Genomic DNA, 17,323 nt, shown 5'->3' on the forward strand with positions numbered 1-17,323 from the left:
CAGCGTTGGAGAAAGTCTGGAATAGCCTGTTCATGGCATCTGCTCATAAGCTAAGCGGCTGCCCGTTACGGCCCTAATGCCGAAGTATCACCTCAAGGCGCCCTATAGCCCCAAGGGGGATCAGCCCACTGCGATTGCTCGCTTGGTGGAGGGGGTCAATCAGGGCCAGCGTTATCAGACGCTTTTAGGAGCGACCGGTACGGGTAAGACATTCACGATTGCCAATTTGATTGCTCAGACTGGACGTCCGGCTCTTGTCTTGGCTCATAACAAGACACTTGCTGCCCAACTATGCAATGAGTTTAGGGAGTTCTTTCCTGATAATTCTGTTGAATATTTTATTTCTTACTATGATTATTATCAGCCAGAGGCTTACGTGCCTGTTAGTGATACCTACATAGCCAAGACATCTTCGATTAATGAAGAAATTGATATGCTACGTCATTCAGCAACGCGTTCCTTGTTTGAGCGAAATGATGTCATTGTAGTAGCTTCAATCAGCTGCATTTATGGCCTAGGAATACCAAGTGAATATCTAAAAGCTGCTGTCAAGTTTAAAGTTGGTGAAACACTCAATATTCGCAGTGCATTACGGGAGTTGGTTGAGAACCAATATAGTCGAAATGATTTCGACATTACGCGGGGTCGCTTTCGCGTGAGAGGGGATGTTTTGGAGATTGGCCCTGCTTATGAAGATCGGCTAGTGCGTATTGAGCTTTTTGGTGATGAGGTAGAGGCAATCCGTTATCTGGACCCAACAACAGGTGAGATTTTGCAAAGCTTGGAAGCCATTAATATTTATCCGGCCAAGCATTTTGTGACTCCTAAAGAGCGACTCAATGTTGCAGTTCAAGCGATTCGTGATGAGCTGCGTGGGCGCTTGCAGGTGCTCAATGAACAAGGCAAGCTTTTGGAAGCGCAGCGTTTGGAGCAACGCACTACCTACGACTTGGAGATGTTGCGGGAGGTTGGTTATTGCAATGGTGTTGAAAACTATGCTCGCCATCTGGCAGGACGTTCCGCGGGCACGCCTCCTGAATGCTTGATTGACTATTTCCCTGATGATTGGCTACTGGTTGTGGATGAAAGTCATGTGACCTGTTCTCAGCTTAAGGCGATGTACAACGGCGATCAAGCTCGTAAGAAAGTTTTAATTGAGCATGGTTTTCGATTGCCTAGTGCTGCTGATAATCGTCCTCTCAAGAGTGAGGAATTCTGGAGGAAGGCGAGGCAAACTGTATTTGTTAGTGCGACACCAGGTGATTGGGAGCTCACGCAGAGTGATGGTCAGCTGGCTGAACAGGTGATTCGGCCGACAGGGGTTCTTGATCCCTTGGTGGAAGTGCGACCGACGCAAGGCCAGGTCGACGACTTGTTAGGAGAAATACGTATCAGAGCAAAGAAGCAGGAGAGAGTGTTAATTACCACCCTGACCAAACGTATGGCGGAAGATCTTACCGATTATCTGGCTGAGAATGATGTGCGCGTTCGTTATCTACACTCTGAGATCCATTCAATCGAGCGCATTGAGATTATTCAGGATTTGAGATTAGGCGAATATGATGTTCTTGTGGGTGTCAATCTTCTTCGAGAAGGTTTGGATCTTCCGGAGGTGTCGTTAGTGGTCATTCTTGATGCTGATAAGGAAGGTTTCTTGAGAGCAGAGCGGTCGCTGATTCAGACCATTGGTCGTGCGGCTAGGCATGTGGATGGGATGGCACTTCTTTATGCAGACAACTTGACAGATGCGATGGCAAGAGCGATTAGTGAAACTGAGCGAAGACGCGAGATTCAAAAGGCTTACAACGAACTGAATGGCATCGTGCCAAGGCCAGCGGGTAAGAGAGCGAGCAATTCGATCCTCTCGTTTCTCGAGTTATCAAGGCGCTTACAGACGGATGGTAAAGATGCTGACTTGGTTCAGATTACTGGGCGGGCTGTTGATGCGCTTGATTCAGCTCAGGATGCTGGCTTAGCCCTTGATGCTTTGCCTGAGTTGATTGATCAGCTCGAAACAAAGATGAAAGAAGCTGCCAAGAATCTTAATTTTGAGGAAGCAGCAAGCCTGCGCGATCGCATCAAGAAGTTCAGGCAGAAGCTGATTCGCAATACTTGATCATTTGCCATTGTTCATGCGATCCTCTTTTGTATAAAGCACCTTTTGTTTGTATTCCATCTGATACTTGTAGTTGCTGGAAGCTTGATCCTTGTTCATTAGTCTGAATGGCGTGGTTCTTTGAATCAAGACAACGACTTGAGGAGTCTTGAGCGAGTTTTTCTGTAGCCGAAATAAGCTCGAAACAACTTTGTGCTGGGCGGCTTATTGAGTTCGCGCATGAGTTCATTGAGACAGGGCCGCGAATTGGTGTAATGGTGCTTAGCGGTGCAGCTGATTAGCTCGTAAGCATGCCAGCCATAGGGGCTTTAATGGCTCATTGGGCACTATTACATTGCAGTGAAGGTCGATATCTCTAGAGGTGCTCTGCCTCTTGATTAGTAATGAGTTCATCTATTTGCTTCATATCTTCATTGTGATCTAAAGGGTGTTGAGCCATTGGGATGACTTGTCTCTGCTGAGGCTGTTAGCCGTTTTGCTTTATTGCAGGAAGCTGAGGCCTATACCCATCAGAACAACACTGGAAGGTTGGCGCAACGTTTATTTGAAGCTGAATCAAGCCATGAAAACTGTCTGTCTTTCTGCTGAATGATTGCCTAGCTGAACTTCTAAGCCATTACGAGTTGATTTGCACTGGATGATCAGCTTCTTCACCTAGCCCAAAGCCTTTATGCACTGATTGCAGCGCCTTGACCCCATCGGGTTCAGCTACCACGCAACTTGTGCGGATTTCACTGGTGGCGATCATGGCGATATTGATCTTTGCATCTGCGAGAGCTCGGAACATCCGCCCTGCTGTACCTGCGGTGGCGGGCATGCCTGCACCCACTGCGCTCACCCGGGCTATTGCAGGACCGTCTTCCAGATTGGCTCCTGGCCATTGCGCAAGTAGGGGGGCAAGAGTCTTATTGGCTTGCTCTCGCTCATCGCGCTTGAGGGTGAAGCTGATATCCCGGCTTCCATCGTCATGTTGTCGCTCCGATTGCACGATTGCATCGAGGCTGATTCCTGCCTCTGCCATCGCTGAACAAAGAGCTGCTGCTGTCCCAGGCCGATTCGGCACCCTTCGCACACTTAGCTGGGCCTGACCTTGATCGAGTGCTACCCCTCGAACCTCTGGTTCACCTTTGCCGTTGACCAAAGGATTGATGCGTACTTGGCTGTCGCTGAGTTCAAAGGCTGTGCTGACTGCACGCAGGGCTTTGCTGCCCAGCGTTGCATCGATTACGCAGCTGACTTTCACCTCACTGGTAGCGATCAGCCGTAGGTTGATTCCTGCCCGTGAGATCGTGTCGAAAAGGCTTGCGGCGATACCGGGGCGTCCCATGATTCCTGCTCCGCTGATGCTTAGTTTGCTCATTCCGGCTTCAGCTGAGAGTTGGCCACCGACGGTTTTAAGCAGCCCTTCGCAAAGTGAGTGGGCTTTCGTTAAGTCGGCTTCGGCCACTGTGAAGGCAATGTCATTGCTGTTGCCGTCATGGGTTGATTGGATGATTAGGTCCACATTCACGCCATCGCTAGAGAGGTTCTCAAAAAGTGTGGCTGCGACACCCGGTTGATCTGGCACGTGAGAGAGGGCGATCACCGCTTGACCTTCGGCAAGTTCAACGCCATCCACAGGCCGACCAAGCTCTAGACCTTCTCGACCGATGGGGCGCTTTGTTTTGCTTGTGAGCTTGGTTCCGGCTTCGTTGCTCCAGCTAGAACGCACGACCAGGGCGACTCCAAAGTTGCGGGCGATCTCGACTGCACGAGGGTGCAACACGGAGGCGCCCAGACTGGCTAGCTCAAGCATCTCGTCGCAACTCACTTCTTGCATCAGTTGGGCATCGCTTACCTGACGTGGATCACTTGTGAGTACTCCTGGTACATCGGTGTAGATCTCGCAGGTATCTGCTCCTAGGGCGGCTGCTATAGCAACTGCAGATGTATCTGAACCACCGCGGCCGAGGGTGGTGATCTCTGCGGTGCCAACGCTGCTCAGGCTTGTGCCCTGGAAGCCTGCTACGACTACCACCTTGCCAGTGCTCAAAAGGGATTGCAGGCGCTCAGTGCGGACGTCTAGGATTCGAGCGCGGCCATAGGCAGACTCTGTCACGATGCCCACTTGGGCTCCAGTCATCGAAATGGCTGGTATGCCCAGTTCATGAAGTGCCATTGCAAGCAAGGAGATCGAAACCTGTTCTCCGGTGGCTAGCAGCATGTCCATTTCCCGTTGAGGGGGATTGCTGCTGATCACTTTCGCTAGGGCTGTGAGTTCATCAGTGGTTTGGCCCATAGCGGATACCACAATCACCAGGTCGTGGCCGAGATCTTTGCTGGTCGCAATCCGCTCAGCGACGGCTTGGATGCGTTCGACGTTGCCGACGGATGACCCGCCGAATTTTTGCACCAGCAACGCCATCCATGCCTTTGATACACGTTCTGATTATTTCAGCGTGTCGTCACTGGATTAGGGAGTGCTGAGTAACCCGTCGCGGAAGGCATCAGTAGGGATTGCACCTCGCTTGAGGGCGGCTTCTACTTCAAGCAAGCGACTGAGCAGGGTGAGGAATCGCTGCGGTGGCCGGCCCTGTAGTTGTTTCCGCATCACGTAGATCCGCTTGGGGTTGCCAATGCCTGCTGCTTTGGCAATCACGTTCACATCTCGTTCCCCTTGCTGCTCCAGCAAACTCACCCAAAGCCAACCTCTGATTTGGCCTGTCAAGGTGGCCACGATGCGAAGTGCTGGCTCACCGGCATCAAGGAGTGCATCAAGACGGGCGATCGCTTCTCCGGCATGGCCTGCCAAGAGTGAATCTCCAACCTGTAGTGCATTGGTGGCCATTCCTTCAATCAGCGCGGCTACGTTTTCGGCTTTAATCAAAGTTGGTGATTGGTTAGCAGTTGCGCTTTCTTGGCGAATGTCGGCATGGAGAGCCAGTTTTTGCAGCTCTGCGGTGAGTCGCGTACTGTCATTGCCGATGGCTTCCACCAGCGCTGTAGTGGCTTCAGGCTCCAGCTGCAGACCTAAGTCGCGGGCGGTTCGTTCTACCAGCTCCTGCTGACCGGCACCATCCCAGATCGCTGGCAGGAGAAAGCTTTTTTCGCTGGCTTGCTTCAACTTCACAAGCTTTTGTAAGGCCTTCGTTGTTCGCAGTCGGCCGTCAGGTTTGTTGGGGTTGCATAGCACCAGGTGGCTGGTTTCTGGAATCAGATCGAGTACGTCTTCGAAACGATTGGCAAGTTCGCTAGGGCAAGCGTTGCAGAACGGACTGCGCTTTAACAGCACCAGTCGTCCGCCACTTCCGAAGGGTGGTGTGCGTGCTTCTGCCAAGGCTTGGCTGGCTTGCCCAGCATCAGCTCCATCGAGGCGGCTGAGGTTGATGCTGCTCCATGCTTGATCGACAACATCGCCGATCAGAGTCTCGATGGCGTGGTCTCGGGCGGCGGCATCATCGCCCCAGATGAGATGGATCGGCATTGCAGCGGCAGACCGAAGATCGTTATCTGATGATGCTTGATGTCTATCCGGCTTAAGGCAGAAACGTGAAGTCGCTTGATCATCCGATCTTCACGGAAAGCATTCGCCGCATTCGGGAGCAGTTGGGTGTAACGGGTTTGGATCCCTTGCAGCAGCAAGTTCTGGAGCGTTTGATCCATAGCAGTGGGGATTTTGGCCTAACTTCTTTGCTGCGCTTTACTCCAGAGGCTTGTGAGCTTGGACTGGCTGCTTTGCAGGCCGGAGCGCCAATTCTCACAGATACGGCCATGGCAGCTGTAGCAGTGCAGCCGATGGCGCTGCGAACGTTGAAGTCATCTGTATCCAGTGTGCTCGAGTGGGCTCCGGATGAGGCACCAAACGGTTCCACGCGAACAGCTGAGGGCTTGCGATGCGCATGGCAAGAATTGGCGGCTAGAGATGCGGATCAACAAGCGCCGATTGTGCTGATTGGAAGTGCTCCAACGGCTTTGGAAGCTTTGTTGGATTTGGTGTCTACAGGTGCACCCCCTCCTAGCCTGATTATCGGCATGCCTGTGGGGTTTATCGGTGTGGCTGAAAGCAAGCGCAGGCTTTCGGCTAGTGGGCTGGCTCAGATTCGCCTTGAGGGCAGTCGTGGTGGTGCTGGTCTGGTTGCAGCGACGGTCAATGCTCTGTTGCGTCGTGCTTGGTTGGATCAATGAGATTGAATTCCTAGCAAAAGCCCTGGACATATGCCCAGGGCGATGAAAGTAGATGCGTTTAGAAAGCGTTGTGAATCAAGCTAGAAAATCTGTATTGCTATAGAGACTGGCTAATTCATGATCGGCTGAGAGGGCGTGAGCACGACGGACCGCTGAGTCAATATTGACTGTGCCTGCACCGTAGCTGTCGTCAGTCCCCGGGTCTCCCAGATCCATAGCACTAGTCGTGATGATGTCTTTAACCTCTACACCCGTAAGAGCTAAATTCTCACTCCAGACCAATGCGGCTGCACCAGCAAGATTAGGGCTTGCACAAGAGGTGCCGCCAAAAGAACTTACTGTTCCATTGGCATCAATAGATTGGCTATCTGTCGGTGCAACCATCGTCATTCCATCACCAGCATTTGAGTAACCAGCAAGTTCAGTTCCTGTCACATTAGTAATTGAACCACCAGTAATAGCATCGATTTCTTCTGTGCCTGTGAACTTCAGAGCACCAACGATGGCAATATTATCCAGTTCAGTTGTGTCATCTGGAATTAAATCATCTGGTTGTTGCCCAGCAGCCCAAACTGTGTCTTTATTCCAGTCATTACCGGCGGCAATAGAGAAGAAGGCATATTCTTGAGTTTCTTCAAAAGAGGTTTTCATTGCCTCTGCGCTAGGCCAGTTAGAACTAGGATTAGTGAGCCAGGCTGCGTTTTGAAATACTAGACGCTCATCACAATTGCGTTGATCTTTTGCATCTTCAATTGATTCATAAAAAGTATCACTCCAAACGTTATAGGCAACAAGTTGGCTCCCTGGAGCAATCCCTGCAAGGTTTTCACTGTCATGCTTAGCGCCCATCACACTCATCGCTCGATGACCATGAGAGTTATTTGATTTTGTACTTTTATTTTGCACATGACTAATTTCATCATGAGCATCAGTTACACTTCCTGCAACGTCATTAAGACCAGTATCTAGAGAAACAAGCTTGACCTTGTCAGAACCTTTGTTGAAACGCCATGCACTTGCAGCATCCATAGCATTTAGATTCCATTGTTCTTTTGTACTGTCGCTCATTCCTTCTCTAATGCGGTAGCTATCGTCTTCGGTGGTAATCCTCTCAAAACCTTGTAGATAAATCTCATCTCCATTTTTGAGGCTCAAGATGTCGAAAGCTGTGCCTTGATAAATTGCCTGTTCGCCGATCGTTGTGTAATCAGTCAGACCGCTGAAGGTTTCGCCATTGAAGCTCTTGATGTCTGCACTATCAATACCATTGAGTATTAGTTCGTCGGTTCCACCACGAGCTTTGTAAATTCTGCCTGAATCATATTCAGAACCTACCCACCCCAAGATATCCATATTATAATAATTAAAAGTATTGGCTTCAATGTCTCCATCAAATGTACCCCAGTCAAGGGCATCAATCATTGTTAATGTTTCATCAAAGTCTTCTATGTTTTGCCTTACACCTCCGAAAACAGCATCAATATCTACATCAAAGTCCCAGCTACTGCGTCTGTCGAGGAAGCTTTCAGAGGCTTCTATTTTACCGTTAAGATCGACAAGGAAACGATCTTCTGAGAGATCTAGTGTATATGCGCCTAGGTCTACATTTTCTCCTGTAGTGGAGTGAATTGCATTGACTTGAGCTTCAACACTGCCAATCTTCATTGTTGAGAATGGGCCCCAACTCCAGCCAAAAATATCTGAGAAATCCAACCTATTATCATTTAAGAAATCGCCATCATAATTGATTCTGATTGCACCATCTTCAAACACTTCTTTTTTCGTGCCGTCGTGTGATGCATCATAAATTCGGGTATAACCATAATCAAATGGACTTCCTACACTCAAGTCACATGGCTTGATGCTTATGCTTAGATCGACATCATATGCTCTTGGGAGATGATTGAAAGATTGTTGACCAAAACCTTTGCTAAATGGGTTGCGTGATCCACTTTCTTCGCCAGCTTCATGTTCACCGCTTGTACGATCTTGCGGTAACTCATGTTGAGCTTTTCTTTCCATCCAGTTTTGTCTTCCCATGGAAAACTTATTTGACTTTCTTTTAAATTGGCCTTGGTGATTGAAATCATCGGGTGATTGATTGCCCCTGGCCCAGGAATTTTCATGGTGACTAGAATCACGATCTGATGCAGCGTGATCATGCTGATTGCCCTTGGAATAGAAGCCTCTATGATTGAATGAAGAAAACGGCTGTTTTAAGCGTAGGCTAAATGTGTTTTGAGCCGGCTGATTTACTAGAATCGGATCTTCTAGGCTCGTGTCATTCTGGTTACGAGAATTGGAAACCTCTTGTCTACCAAAAGATAGCTTGCTTTCGCGATTAGGATCTTCGTTTTTGTTGCTTGCATTTGATTCTTTCCTCGCTTCTAGCTCAAAGGGCTGTTCTTGTTCAAGCATTTCACTACTATTATAGTAATAGTGGCTTGCATGTCCTTCGCTAATTTGAGTATCCTGATTTTCTGTTGGTTTTGCTAAATTGAGAGATTCACTGATGAAGTCTCTGCTTTTTGATTGCTTGTTATTTGTGGTGATAGTTCTGAAGAGTCGCTTCATGATTGGAGAAAAGGCTATGTTTTTTGAATGACTCAATCAATTTCCATCACTTTTATGAATTGAGATGTGATCTAGAGCTTTTAGAGTCGAGCACTTACACACATTCAATTGTGACGTAGATCACACCTTTATTTTCTACAACGATTGATGAGATGTGATATGGATTGTGAATTTGATTGTTCTAGATTAATCTTGATACTGATGCTATTAATACCTTGGCTTTCATCTCTACATTTTGATGCCGCTTGCTTTTTCAGTCAATCATTAGCTTTATTTAATCTTCCCTTATTGTTGCCCTGGCGTTCTGACAGTCAAATTTGATGTTCTCTTGTGTAGTTTATAGTTGCCTGAGTGAATCGGTTTTACTCTGGAACTGGCCAAGTAGTAGTTGTAAATAGCTCACACTGCGCAGTTTGATATTTGCAGTTAGCGACATTCCTACTTGCAAGGGAAGCGTAGTGCCGTTCTTGAGTTTGAGTTGTTGGCTGTCGAGCTCAATGGTGGCTGGGAAGTGGTATTCCTGTCGTTGTTTTTGTTGATCGGGTGGAAGTGCGTCGGATCCAATCGAAGTAACCTTGCCTTCCAGTACCCCGAAGTCTGTAGCGGGGAAGGAATCAATACTGATGTCAACGGACATGCCTTTGCGAACGAAACCAATTTTGTTGCTGGGGATTTCCACATCGGCTTCCAGGTTGTTGAAGGGCACGATCTTGAGCACCGGTTCACTTGACTGGGCGACAAAGCCAGGTGTGGTTGGCTTGAGATCAAAAACCACCCCATCCACTGGAGAACGCAAAGACTGGTATTTCAGCGTTACTTTTGCTTCAGTGAGTCGAGCCTTAAGCTGGGCTAATTGGGAATTGAGCTGTTCAATGTCTTGATTGAGGATTGATTGTTGACGAGCGCCATCCAATTTCTCTTTGGTGACCCTTCCACGTAGTTCTCGTACCTTGTTGCGTTGCTGTAAATACTGAAGCTCAGAGGAAGCGCCCTGTGCGCTAAGAAATTCAAACCGGCTAAGGATTTTTTGTTCAAGGGCCAGATTATCTCTGGTTGTGGCGACTTGTTCTCGGCTGAGATCTAGGGTTCCCTGTTGTTCTTCAAGTTTGAGCTTTAGTTGTTGCTGTTTTTTTGTTAACTGAGCTTCTAAGGAGTTCACTTGTTCTGAGGATGCTTCAGTGTCGAGCTGGATCAAAATTTGACCTTTACTTACGCGATCACCTCCTTTGATAAGGATGTCCCTAGCGATTCCTCCAACTGGGACTTGAATCTCTTTGACATCGCCTAATGGTTCAAGTTTGCCTTGTGCGACAACGATTTCTTCCGTGCGCGCGATGGTCAACCAGCCCACTGCAAAGGCTGTCGTGCCGATCAGGCTCCAGGTCACGGCACGCATCCAAAAGCGGCTTTGCTGGAGCACGCTTTCATCGTGTGACACAGAGCTCACTTTCTGCTCTAGTTGGTTTTGAGCTCTGCGGATCAGTCCGCCGACGGGGTTTGGCTTTTTGTTCATTTCAGCTCGACTCCTGCTGGCGATAGAGGGCGTAGTACCGACCTCGTTTTTCCATCAAGGCTTCGTGAGTGCCCATTTCCACGATTGCCCCTTGATGCATCACCACAATCAGGTCGGCTCGACGAACAGTGGAGAGCCTGTGGGTGATGAAAAAAACCGTGCAGTCATGCATGGCGTTGACGAGGTTGTCGCAAACTTTGCGTTCGGTTTCGTAATCAAGAGCGCTGGTGGCTTCGTCCATTACCAGAAGTTTGGGATTGCCTAAGAGCGTTCGAGCGATAGCGATCCGTTGACGTTGACCTCCGCTCAAGGAGGAGCCCCTTTCACCCACCGGCGTGCTGTAGCCGCTCGGTAGCGTCATGATGAAATCGTGGGCGACTGCCAATTTTGCAGCCATGATGATTTCGTCGTTATCGGCATCAGGCTGGGTGAGGGCTATGTTTTCGCTGATCGAGCCTGAGAACAGCAGAGGATCTTGCGGCACGATCCCGATCTGACGTCGTAAGGAGTAGAGCTCCACTTTGTCGATGTCATAGCCGTCGATGAGGATGCGGCCTTGATCTGGGGAATAGAGACGAGGCAGCAGCTTGACCAATGTGCTCTTGCCGCTTCCGCTCTGACCCACGATGCCCACAAAGGTACCGGCCTTGATGTTTAGGTTGATGTCTTTCAGAACTGGTGCTGTTGATTTGCTGAAGCTGAAGTTGAGATCTTCAAAGCTCACATCTCCTTCAAGCGGTGGCAGTGGAACTTTGCCTTTATCGAGGTCATTTGATTCTTGGGGGGTGTCGATCACATCCGCAAGACGCTCAAAACTCACCCGCAGTTCTTGGATGCTCTGCCAGATGGTTGAGAGCCTTAGCAGCGGTTGGGTGACATAGCCGGAAATGATGCGAAAGGCGATCAGTTGTCCCAGGGTTAGCTCTCCAGCCAAAACCATGCTTGCGCCTACCCAAAGAACAAGTAATTGGGAGATTTTTTGAAGCACCTGACTGGTTTGGCTTAGGGCGGTGCCACTAATTGTTTTTTCGAAGCTTCGGCTGATGTAGCGGCCGTAACGCTCTTGCCACTTCCAACGGCTGATCATTTCTACGTTCTGAGCTTTCACTGTTTGGATGCCTGTTAGCACCTCAACCAGGTGGCTTTGAGTCTTGGCATTTTCCTCGGCAGTTTGTCGGAATTGACGCCGGAAAAGAGGTGCTCCCAGCAGTGTGAGTCCGACCTGAATTGGTAATACAGCCAAGGCAATCAGTGTCAGCAGCCAGCTGTAGATCACCATGACCACCACATAGATCACAGAGAAGGCAGCATCAAGCAGGGTTGTCAATGCTTGGCCGGTGAGGAAGTTGCGGATTTTCTCCAGTTCGCTGACCCTTGAGCCCAATTCGCCAACTGGGCGTTTGTCGAAATAGCTCAGTGGTAGGCGCAGTAGGTGGTCGATCACTTCAGCGCCTAGGCGTTGGTCGATGCGGTTGGTGGTTTCAGCGAAGAGAAAGGTTTTGAGACTGCCCAACACACCTTCAAGCACAGTCACGATGACAAGGGCAAAGCCAAGGATCTGCAGTGTGTCAAGGCTGCGTTGATTGATGACCTTATCGATGATGACTTGGATCAACAGGGGGTTGGCCAGCGTGAAGAGCTGGACCACGAAACCGGCGATCAAAACTTGGATTAAGACACCCCGATAGCGCTGCAGTGCTGGCCAGAACCAACTTGGTCCAAAGGCCTGCTCAGGAGTGGTGTTGGAACGGTCGAGGAGCAGCAATTCGATGCCTTCAGGAAAGGCTTCCTCCAGCTGACTCGGATCTAGCTTGATAAAACCCTCGCTTGGTGAGGCCAGGGTGAGGCCTAGTTGATCGCTGCGTGTTACTAGAGCAAAGCTTTGCTTCCATGGCACCAAGGTGGGCGTCTGTAAGCGAGTGCCCATCAAGGCTGGTACCTTGGCTCCGGCAACGTGTAAGCCAAGTCCGGCTGCGATCTGGCCGCACATCCGCAGGGTGGGAGTTTGGCCGCGGCGCAGACTGTCACGCAGCATTTTCTCGATAGAGTCGCGTCTGAATGGCAGCTTCATCAGCTTGGCCAGCATCTGGAAGCAGGCCAGGGTTTCTTGGAGAGGGCCTTGACCGCCAACGAAGAAGTCTTCGGAGCTTGAGTGGCTATTGAGGCTGCTGACGGGTGGTCTTGATGGTGCGAGTGACAGTGCTGTCTCAGGGGTCTCTTCTTCGTTCTGCAGAGCTGCATTGCTCTTGCTATCGACTGCTGGTCTGAGCAGAGTGGCTAGCGAGTCGGCTGGTAGGGCAATCAGCCTTAGGCAGAAACCAGATTGGGGTTTGCTTAACTCGCGAATTGCTGCGATTGAGTCCAGCTCAGTGTTGATCGGGCAGCTGGGTATCGACGAGGCGAGGAATAGACGTTTGCCATTGTTTAGGGCTGCTTCTGCTTCATCGTTATTCGCGCGCATCAATGTGGCCAGAGGGCCGAGCATCTTCAGCCATGCCTCCAGGGAATGGTGGTTCTTGGGTGTGCTTGCACGGATCCCCTGGAGAAGGGCAGCGATTTCAGCGTCCCAGAGGTAAGCCTCACAACAGTCTCGAATGTCTTTTTCAGAGTTGTAGAGCTGTTGGAAGGTTGCGTCTGTGATGCTCCAAGCCACAAGCTCTGTTGCAGCTCGTACGGCTTCGCAAGATTCACCTCTTAATAGAGAGACTGCTCCGATCAAGGAGCCGGATTCAAGTTTGATGCGTGTGGTCAAGCGACCATCACTGTTACCAAGCAGACGGGCGGTGCCGCTTTCGATCAGCAACACATGACCAGGGAGATAATTTTCTTCGCATAGGGATTGACCGATTTGAAACTTCAGCCGCTCACCTTTGATCTGTAAAGCATTTTGCAGTGCAGCAAGGGGGTGATTCAGATTCGCCAGTGTCATGTGAGGGCACCAGTCTCAAATTGATCGCCGCGAACAGCTGAGATCAGTTGATTGGTTTGTTGCTCAATCCAGCTATCGAATAATTCGATCGCCATGCGTTTTTGCATGTTGGAGTCAAATGTGGCGAGTTGCCGCTCTTCAAGCCGCGTGACTACCCACCATTGCTCGATTTTGAAAGGCTCCAGTAAGACCCCTGGGGTTGCTGTGCGTAAGCGTTGGCGAAGCAGGGGATGGGCTCTACCTAGACTTGCAGGCCCTACGAGGCCGTGGGACGCTCTTTCTCTGCCCTGGGAATGTTCTGTTGCCAGCACCGTGAAATCGGCTTCTCCTGCTTCGATCTGGAGGTAAAGCTCATGGGCTAGATCAGAATCCTCCACTCGGAGCAAGCTGTAGGTGAATTGATCGAGCTCTTCTTTACGTTTGAGGAAGTGTGCTTCGGCCTTGGCGCTGAATTCTTTCAGACTTAAATATTGAACTTTCAAAGGGATCCCGAGTTGATGAATGAGGTCTGGCTTGATCAGACCTTGATGAAAGAGATATCGCTCGAGACGTTCCTCATCACTTAGCCCATGCTGCTCGCAGAAACTCGCAATCGCCTGATCCAGTTTTTCTGCGGGTAACTGAACAGCTGCGCAGGCTTGATCAATGACCATCCTCTGCACGAGTGACCTCAACAGGTTTTTACTGCGAAGCAGAACCACAATGTCTTTAGGGAGCTTGTGGAGGCTCTCCCGAACGGTCTCTTGGAGGTCGTCCACGATGTCCTTGGGCGCCAATTGAGGCTAGTTGATCCGTTGCAGGCGAAAGGCTCTCAGCATTGTCTTCTGATTGTTTTCGCGCTTGGCAGGGCTTGCAGAGATGAGTCATCGTCTTGGAGCTGAGCTAACACCTGCCGTGCTCGTTGCACCACGTCATCCGGCACACCAGCTAGACGGGCGGCTTCAATGCCGTAACTGCGATTTGCACCACCTGCGGCCACCTGATGCAGGAACACCAGGTCGTCGCCTGTTTCCTCCACCAAAACTTGAGAATTGGCGACATTGGCCAATTCTTGGCTCAGCCCATTGAGTTCGTGATAGTGGGTCGCGAACACAGTGCGGCTTCTTAGATCTGTTGCCAGGTGTTCGCTCACCGCCCAGGCAATCGAAAGGCCATCAAAGGTGGCGGTGCCCCGTCCAATCTCATCGAGAAGCACCAAGGAACGATCGCTGGCGTGATGGAGAATGTTGGCTGTTTCTGCCATTTCCACCATGAAGGTGGATTGTCCTGCCGCTAGGTCATCGACGGCGCCGACGCGGGTGAAGATGCGATCTGCGATGCCAACACGGGCCTGATTTGCAGGCACCCAACTACCCACCTGGGCTAGCAATTGTATGAGGCCGATTTGACGCAGGTAGCAGCTTTTGCCACTGGCGTTTGGGCCGGTGAGTACGACGAGGTCAATGTCCTTGCCAAGTTCTACATCGTTAGGGATGAAGGATCTCTCTACCAGTAGTTGCTCCACCACTGGGTGTCTGCAGGTTTTGAGCTGTAGTTCTCTGCTGTTATCGATTTCTGGGCAGCAATAGTCTCCAGTGGCGGCTACTTCTGCTAGGCCGACTAGCGCATCGAGTCCTGCCACGGCCCGGGCTGCTTTACGGATTGAAGTTGCCTGTTTTCCCACTTGCTCGCGCAACTGGCAGAACAGTTCGTATTCCCGTTGGCAAGCCCTTGCTCTGAGCTGGAAGATCTGCCCTTCCCGGGTTTTGAGATCTGGAGTAATGAAGCGTTCCTCGTTGGCCAGGGTCTGCCGGCGGATCCAGTGGTCCGGCACCATGGAAGCCTTGGCTTTGCTTACGGCTAGGAAGTAGCCGAAGGTTCGGTGGTATTGCAGGCGCAGATTAGGGTTGCCACTGAGTTTTCGTTCTTGGACTTCCTGACCTGCAAGCCAGTTGTCTTGGTCATCCAGTTGATTGCGTAGGCCATCCAGCAGCGGATCGACGTTGTCGTGTATGAGGCCTCCCTCGCTGAGGCTGAGCGGTGGGTTGTTGATCAATTGCTCGCGGATACTCGCCGCCAGCTTTGGCAGGCTCTTATCCAGAGTCAGCAAGTTGTCGAGCCAGTGTGGGGCAGAGCTCAATGCATTGTGTAGTTGCTCTGCTAGCCGTGGTAATCGTTCAATGCCATCGGCGATAGCCACGAGTTCGCGGGCACCAGCATGACCGGCGCCTGCCCTGCCGGCTAGCCGTTCTAGATCTCCCATCGGTCGCAGCAAGCGTCGAAGTGAATGCCGCAGGGAGCGTGTCTCCACGAGATGGTTCACCACCGCTTGACGGGCGCGGATGGCTTTGCTGTCTAGGAGGGGGGCCTCGATCCAGCGGCGCAGGCAGCGGGCTCCCATGGCAGTGAGGGTACGGTCTACGGCCCAAAGAAGGGATCCTTGGAATTGGCCATCCCGTTGGGTGCTAGTTAGTTCTAGGTTGCGTCGGGTTTGGGCGTCGAGTACTAAGGCATCGCCGGCGAAGACTGTGAGCGGATGTTCCAGGGGCATCGGGGCGATGCCTTCATCGACGTTTTCAGCAAGGGGTTGGGTGTCCCTTAGATAAGTCAGCAGTCCGCCGGCGGCCCTTAGTGCTAAGGGCACCTCTTTCAGCCCTAGACCGTCGAGTGTGCTGAGCCGGTAATGCCCGAGCAGGGCCCGCTCGGCCTCTGGCTGACTGAAGGGTGTGTTGGCTATCGCTGTCAGGAACAACTGCTCTGGACACCAGGCAGGCCTAATGCTTTCTCCGATCTGTTGAGCTATGAGCAGTTCCGAAGCCTCGAGCTGAGCAAGGTGTTGGTGCAGCTCAGCGCTCCCCTCTCGTTGTGTGACCAGGAATTCGCCTGTGCTGACATCTGCGTTGGCTAGACCCCAGCAAAACGGTCGGTTGCCCTGGGCTGGCTCAACAACAACAGCTGCTAACCAATTGTTGCGACGAGCTGTAAGCATGCCTTCTTCAAGCACCGTGCCTGGGGTGAGCACCCTGGTGATGTCACGTTTGAGTAGTGTGCCTTTGCTCGGAGTTGTTTCCAGTTGGTCACAAAGGGCCACACTTAAACCGTGTCGGATTAATTCGACGCAATAGCGCTCTGCAGCATGGTGGGGGACGCCTGCCATCGGCACACGGCCGATCCCTTTGCCTCCTTCCTTGCCCGTGAGAGTCAGATCTAACAGCCTTGAGAGCTGAATGGCATCTTCAAAAAAGCATTCAAAAAAATCGCCGAGTCTGTAGAGCAAGATCCTTTCGGGATGTTTGGTCTTGAGTTCCACGTAGTGACGCAGCATTGGGGTGAGCTGTTCAGGGTCAACAAGGCTGTGGTGTGCCCAGGTGGGCAGATCGTTGTCTTGACCTGCTGTTTCGAGTTGCTCTTGGCTTTCAGAATCAAGTGGGATGTTTGGAACGGATGTTGGCTTATGTCGATTGCGGGGCCTTCTCAGTGATTCGTCGACGAGTTCTTGATCAGAGAGATCGATACGCAGAACCCCTCTAATGGTTTCTTCGCAGCCTTCAGCGTTGGACTGCGGCTCCAGATCACCAAATAGACTGCCTTGTAACGACTCAGCGTTGGCAGCCATCGGCGAATCCTGCCAGTACAGAAATGGCATCGTAAGGCTGGTGTGCTTAGCAGGATGTGAAGCCTCGCGACACCCGCAGCGGCCTTTTCATGAGAAGTCTCGCCCTCATGGGAGAATTTTCAAAGATCAGAGCATTGGCTCCGCCGCCTCAACTCCATGCAGATCATTTCCGACATCGCTGTGAACGCCCTGTTGTTCGCATCATTGCTTTTGGTTGTTGGGATTCCAGTGCTTTATGCAACCCAAAAAAACCCAGGCGATCGCCGCAACCCTGAAATCAAAAAGATCGAAATCATTGGTGGGGTTTGGTTCCACCTTGTTTTGCTCAACGGAGCAATCAGCTTCTTGGTGGTTTGAGTCCATCACTTGAAGCTTGATCTTGGACCGCTTTGGGGAAGCACATCCTTAAAGGGTGGCTTGATTTAGCCAGCT

At 50.9% G+C, this 17,323-nt stretch carries 10 protein-coding genes; 3 read left to right on the forward strand and 7 right to left on the reverse strand.

Annotated features, from left to right (window positions below; all coding sequences use genetic code 11):
* Positions 1-76: 76 nt before the first annotated feature.
* Complete coding sequence (uvrB, locus tag SIB66_RS03855) at positions 77-2,116, forward strand: excinuclease ABC subunit UvrB (protein WP_063421774.1); 2,040 nt, start codon at positions 77-79, stop codon at positions 2,114-2,116.
* 616 nt (positions 2,117-2,732) lie between these two features.
* Here uvrB and SIB66_RS03860 read toward each other — a convergent pair.
* A complete protein-coding gene (locus SIB66_RS03860) occupies positions 2,733-4,520 on the reverse strand; it encodes an aspartate kinase (RefSeq protein WP_063406006.1) in 1,788 nt (595 codons plus the stop codon).
* 48 nt (positions 4,521-4,568) lie between these two features.
* The gene (gene holA, locus SIB66_RS03865) at positions 4,569-5,579 is read right to left on the reverse strand and encodes a DNA polymerase III subunit delta (protein WP_063406005.1); all 1,011 of its coding nucleotides are present in this window, start codon (positions 5,577-5,579) and stop codon (positions 4,569-4,571) included.
* Positions 5,580-5,644: 65 nt separating this feature from the next.
* Between holA and SIB66_RS03870 the strand changes: the two genes are divergently transcribed.
* A complete protein-coding gene (locus tag SIB66_RS03870; protein ID WP_063406004.1) occupies positions 5,645-6,280 on the forward strand; it encodes a precorrin-8X methylmutase in 636 nt (211 codons plus the stop codon).
* Between the two features lie 75 nt (positions 6,281-6,355).
* Here the strand turns inward: SIB66_RS03870 and SIB66_RS03875 are convergent, their stop codons facing one another.
* The 5 genes from SIB66_RS03875 to mutS form a co-directional block, all read right to left on the reverse strand.
* Complete coding sequence (locus SIB66_RS03875; RefSeq protein ID WP_063406003.1) at positions 6,356-8,854, reverse strand: S8 family peptidase; 2,499 nt, start codon at positions 8,852-8,854, stop codon at positions 6,356-6,358.
* 337 nt (positions 8,855-9,191) lie between these two features.
* Positions 9,192-10,367 (reverse strand): HlyD family secretion protein, encoded by a 1,176-nt coding sequence (locus SIB66_RS03880; RefSeq protein WP_063406002.1) that lies wholly within the window; start codon positions 10,365-10,367, stop codon positions 9,192-9,194.
* A gap of 1 nt (position 10,368) precedes the next feature.
* On the reverse strand, positions 10,369-13,296 hold the full coding sequence (locus SIB66_RS03885; RefSeq protein WP_063421772.1) for a peptidase domain-containing ABC transporter: 2,928 nt from the start codon (positions 13,294-13,296) through the stop codon (positions 10,369-10,371).
* Positions 13,293-14,072, reverse strand: a complete 780-nt coding sequence (locus SIB66_RS03890) for a peptidylprolyl isomerase (RefSeq protein ID WP_413410254.1) — start codon at positions 14,070-14,072, stop codon at positions 13,293-13,295. Before SIB66_RS03890 ends, SIB66_RS03885 begins: the two co-directional genes overlap by 4 nt.
* A 35-nt stretch (positions 14,073-14,107) precedes the next feature.
* Positions 14,108-16,891 carry a DNA mismatch repair protein MutS gene (gene mutS, locus SIB66_RS03895; RefSeq protein ID WP_063406000.1) on the reverse strand — a complete coding sequence of 928 codons (2,784 nt, stop codon included), beginning with the start codon at positions 16,889-16,891 and terminating at the stop codon, positions 14,108-14,110.
* A gap of 156 nt (positions 16,892-17,047) precedes the next feature.
* Between mutS and psbZ the strand changes: the two genes are divergently transcribed.
* Positions 17,048-17,248, forward strand: a complete 201-nt coding sequence (gene psbZ / locus SIB66_RS03900) for a photosystem II reaction center protein PsbZ (protein ID WP_011129459.1) — start codon at positions 17,048-17,050, stop codon at positions 17,246-17,248.
* Positions 17,249-17,323 lie beyond the last annotated feature (75 nt).

The organism is Prochlorococcus sp. MIT 1318 (genome assembly GCF_047304505.1).
Taxonomy (GTDB): domain Bacteria; phylum Cyanobacteriota; class Cyanobacteriia; order PCC-6307; family Cyanobiaceae; genus Prochlorococcus; species Prochlorococcus marinus_D.

Excerpts from the sequence above, each read along its gene's own strand:
- uvrB (WP_063421774.1), top strand. The coding sequence starts at position 77 with ATGCCGAAGTATCACCTCAAGGCGCCCTATAGCCCCAAGGGGGATCAG.
- SIB66_RS03860 (WP_063406006.1), bottom strand. The coding sequence starts at position 4,520 with ATGGCGTTGCTGGTGCAAAAATTCGGCGGGTCATCCGTCGGCAACGTC.
- holA (WP_063406005.1), bottom strand. The coding sequence starts at position 5,579 with ATGCCGATCCATCTCATCTGGGGCGATGATGCCGCCGCCCGAGACCAC.
- SIB66_RS03875 (WP_063406003.1), bottom strand. The coding sequence starts at position 8,854 with ATGAAGCGACTCTTCAGAACTATCACCACAAATAACAAGCAATCAAAA.
- SIB66_RS03880 (WP_063406002.1), bottom strand. The coding sequence starts at position 10,367 with ATGAACAAAAAGCCAAACCCCGTCGGCGGACTGATCCGCAGAGCTCAA.
- SIB66_RS03885 (WP_063421772.1), bottom strand. The coding sequence starts at position 13,296 with ATGACACTGGCGAATCTGAATCACCCCCTTGCTGCACTGCAAAATGCT.
- mutS (WP_063406000.1), bottom strand. The coding sequence starts at position 16,891 with ATGGCTGCCAACGCTGAGTCGTTACAAGGCAGTCTATTTGGTGATCTG.
- psbZ (WP_011129459.1), top strand. The coding sequence starts at position 17,048 with ATGCAGATCATTTCCGACATCGCTGTGAACGCCCTGTTGTTCGCATCA.